This is a genomic window from Kineococcus glutinatus, from assembly GCF_039542765.1.
GTDB classification, from domain to species: Bacteria; Actinomycetota; Actinomycetes; order Actinomycetales; family Kineococcaceae; genus Kineococcus_A; species Kineococcus_A glutinatus.
The window spans coordinates 1-3531 of sequence record NZ_BAABIL010000226.1; the positions used below are offsets into that span (position 1 = coordinate 1).

Consider the following 3531-nt stretch of genomic DNA (forward strand, 5'->3'; position numbering starts at 1 on the left):
CGTCGGCCGAGGGCGCGACCACGGCCGGGCAGCAGGCCGGGCAGCCGGCCGCCGCCGGGGTCACCGCCGCCGATCGCGCCGCAGGGGTGCGCACCCTGGAGGTCCCGCCGAGCGGCACCGGCCGCACCGTCGTCGTGCCCGGGGCCACCCCCGCACCCGGTCCCGGGCCGGTCACCACCGTGCGCGTGGAGGTCGAGGAGGGCGTGGACGTCGACCCCGCCGCGTTCGCCGGCTTCGTGATGACCACGCTCAACGACCCCCGCGGCTGGGGGGCGGACGGCAGCGTCACCTTCGCCCGCACCGACGGCCCGGCCGACGTGCGCCTCGTGCTGGCCAGCCCCGACACCTCCCAGCGGCTGTGCGCGCCCCTGCGGACGCTGGGGACCCTGTCCTGCCGCAACGGCGACTCCGTGGTGCTGACCAACCACCGCTGGACCCTGGCCGTCCCCGACTACGGCGAGGACCGGACCGCCTACCGGCAGTACGTCGTCAGCCACGAGGTCGGCCACGCCCTCGGGCACGGCCACGTGCCGTGCCCCGGTCCGGGCCGGATCGCGCCGACGATGATGCAGCAGACCAAGGGCCTGCAGGGGTGCCTGCCCAACCCCTGGCCCAACCCCTGAGCCCGACCCCCGACCCCCGACGCCGAAGCCGATCCCGGCTGACCCCCCGCCGCGCCGGGTCAGCCGCGGCGCACCTCCCGCAGGCCCCCGCCCGGTGTCCACCAGCGGACCACCAGCGCGCTGCCGTCCTCCGCGACGGCGGTGTGCACGATCTCGCCGATGCGCAGCCGGAAGAGGTGGAACGGGCCGTCGGGCACGTCCGGCCGGGCGGCGGCGAACGCGGCGAGCTCCGCGGCGCCGGTCACCTCCAGCGCGCGGCCGGCGACCTTCGCGTCCCCTCCCGCCATGGTCCCGTCGCCGGTGTGGGCGTGCAGGGCGAAGCGGGGGTCCCGGCGCAGGTCGCGGGCCTTGACGGCGCCGGGCATCGAGCCGACGGCGAGGTCGCCGTCCCACGTGGTCACCTCGGTGCCGCTGACGCGCGGGGAACCGTCGCCGCGCAGCGTCGCCAGGACGTGGTGCCGGGCGCTGCTGAAGCGGGCGAGCACGGCCGCGGCGAGGTCGGGCGCGGCGGCCTCGACGGCGCTCCAGGGGACGGGGTCCGGATCGGCGGGTGCGTCGGCGCTGGTCACGAGCCGATGCTGCACCCCGCCGCCGACACGACCGATCGCGGCGCCACCGCGGCGGGCGGCCCGGCCACCCCCGGGGGTGCCTGGCAGGGTGGGGCGGTGAGCTCTCCACCCGTCCCCGAGCTGCCCCCGCGCGTGGAGGAGGTCCTCGAGGTCGTCGACGCCATCCCCGCGGGGCGGGTGCTGACCTACGGCGACGTCGGCGAGCTCGTCGGCGATCGCGGTCCGCGCTTCGTCGGCAACGTGCTGCGCCGCTTCGGCGCCGGCTCGCCGTGGTGGCGGGTGCTGCGCGCCGACGGCTCCGCAGCCCCCCAGCTCGCCGCGGAGGCCGTGGCGCGCTGGCGCGCGGAGGCGACCCCGCTGCGGCGGGCCGCCTCCGACCCCGCCGACGTGCGGGTCGACCTGGCGGTGGCGCGCTGGGACGGGGCCGGGCACCCGTGGGCCGGACGGGACGTGCGCCCGTGAGCGCCCTGGTCGCCGCCCTGCGCGGTCCCGGGCCGCGCTTCTCGGTGGAGTTCTCCCCGCCGCACACCGCCGAGGCCGCCGCGGTGCAGTGGCGCGCGGTGCAGGAGATCACCGCGTGGTCGCCGGTGTTCGCCTCGGTCACGTGGGGCGCCGGCGGGAGCAGCCAGGAGGGCACGACGGCGCTGGCCGGGCGGATCGCGGCGGAGACGGACGTGCCGCCGCTGGCGCACCTGACGGCCGTGGGCCGCTCGGCGGCCGAGCTGCGCACCGCGCTGCGCGGCCTCGCCCGCGCCGGGGTGCGCGACGTGCTGGCCCTGCGCGGGGACCCGCCGGCGGACCCGTCGCCGCCCGGGCGGCCCCACCCCGGGTCGCTGGAGCACGCCGAGGACCTCGTGCGCCTGGCCCGCTCGGAGGGCCTCGAGGGGGTCGCCGTGGCCGCCTTCCCGCTGGGCCACCCCGCCTCCCCGGACCTGGACGACGACACCCGCCACCTCGTGCGCAAGATCCGCGCCGGGGCGGACTTCGCCGTCGCCCAGCTGTGCTTCGACGTGGAGGACTTCCTGCGGCTGCGCGACCGCCTGGCGGCGGCCGGCGTCGACGTGCCGCTGCTGCCGGGGATCATGCCGATCACGACACCGCGCGTGCTGGAGGTCACCGGGCGGCTGACCGGGGGGCGCCGGCCCGGCTGGCTGCTGCGCCGGCTGGAGCCCCTGGCCGCCGATCCCGGCGGTTTCCGCGCGGCCGGTCTGGACGTGGCGGCGCAGGCGGGGCAGCGGCTGCTCGCCGAGGGGGTCGGCGTGCTGCACGTGTACTCCCTGAACCGCTCGCGCGCGGTGGGCGAGCTGGTGGAGCGCCTCGGGCTGCGCCCGGCCCCGGTGCGGTGAGCGGGGCGCCGCCGTCGCCCGGCGGATGTCCGGGGGAGGTGCTGCGATGGGTGTCGTGAAACCGCAGCCCCCGGGTGCCCTCCAGGTCCCCGCCCCCCGGCCCCCCCGGTTGCTGCGCCGTCCCGAGCTCCTCGCCCCGCGCGTCGAGCCGGACGCCGCGCAGCGGCGGGTCGTCGACGCCCCCGCCGGCAGCGGCCCGCTCGTGGTGCTCTCCGCCCCCGGCACCGGCGCGACGACGACGCTGGTGGAGGCGGTGGCGGCGCGGGTGGAGCGCGACGGCCTCGACCCCGACCGGGTGCTCGTGCTGGCCCCCTCCCGCCGGGCGGCGCAGGCGCTGCGCGACCTGGTGAGCGAGCGGCTGCGGCGCACCATGGCCGAGCCGGCCGCCCGCACCCCGCAGTCCTACGCCTTCGGCCTGCTGCGCCGCGTCCGCGCGCTGGCCGGGGACCCGCCGCCGCGGCTCATCACCGGTGCCGAGCAGGACCTCGTCCTCGCCGACCTGCTGCGCGGGCACCAGGCCGGCGCCGACCCGGGCTGGCCGGCGGACGTGCCGCGGGAGGCCTGGACGCTGCGCACGTTCCGCACCGAGCTGCGCGACCTCCTCATGCGGGCCACCGAGCGGGGGCTGTCCCCGGTCGACCTCGACGAGCTGGGCCGCCGGCACGCCCGCCCCGAGTGGGTGGCGGCGGCCCGCGCGATGCAGGAGTACCTCGACGTCAACGCCCTGGGCCGCGCGGACGGCTACGACCCGGCGGGCGTCGTCGACGAGGCGGTGGGCTGGCTGCAGGCCGACGCCGGGCTGCTGCGCGCCGAGCGCGAGCGGTGGGCCCTGGTGGCGGTCGACGACGCCCACGACGTGTCCGAGGCGGGGTTCCGGTTGCTGGACGAGCTGTGCGGCGGTGGGCGCGACCTGCTGCTGTTCGCCGATCCCGACGCGGTGACCGAGGGCTTCCGCGGTGCGGACGCGCGGACGGTGGCGCAGCTGGCGCACCG

Annotated in this window: 5 protein-coding genes; 4 read left to right on the plus strand and 1 reads right to left on the minus strand. The window is 79.2% G+C overall.

Translation table 11 applies throughout. The features are described from left to right. On the plus strand, positions 1-623 hold a 623-nt coding region (locus ABEB16_RS09610), incomplete at its 5' end, for a DUF3152 domain-containing protein (protein ID WP_345712036.1). Between the two features lie 59 nt (positions 624-682). Here the strand turns inward: ABEB16_RS09610 and ABEB16_RS09615 are convergent. Continuing rightward, positions 683-1192, minus strand: coding sequence for a pyridoxamine 5'-phosphate oxidase family protein (locus ABEB16_RS09615; protein WP_345712037.1), 510 nt, complete (start codon positions 1190-1192; stop codon positions 683-685). Positions 1193-1288: 96 nt separating this feature from the next. Here ABEB16_RS09615 and ABEB16_RS09620 point away from each other — a divergent pair, with 96 nt between their 5' ends. The 3 genes from ABEB16_RS09620 to ABEB16_RS09630 form a co-directional block, all read left to right on the plus strand. Then, positions 1289-1654 (plus strand): MGMT family protein, encoded by a 366-nt coding sequence (locus ABEB16_RS09620; RefSeq protein ID WP_345712038.1) that lies wholly within the window; start codon positions 1289-1291, stop codon positions 1652-1654. Next, positions 1651-2538 (plus strand): methylenetetrahydrofolate reductase, encoded by an 888-nt coding sequence (locus tag ABEB16_RS09625; protein ID WP_345712039.1) that lies wholly within the window; start codon positions 1651-1653, stop codon positions 2536-2538. The genes ABEB16_RS09620 and ABEB16_RS09625 overlap by 4 nt, the downstream gene beginning before the upstream one ends. Positions 2539-2593: 55 nt before the next feature. Beyond that, a partial coding sequence (locus tag ABEB16_RS09630; RefSeq protein ID WP_345712040.1) for a UvrD-helicase domain-containing protein occupies positions 2594-3531 on the plus strand: 938 nt, incomplete at its 3' end.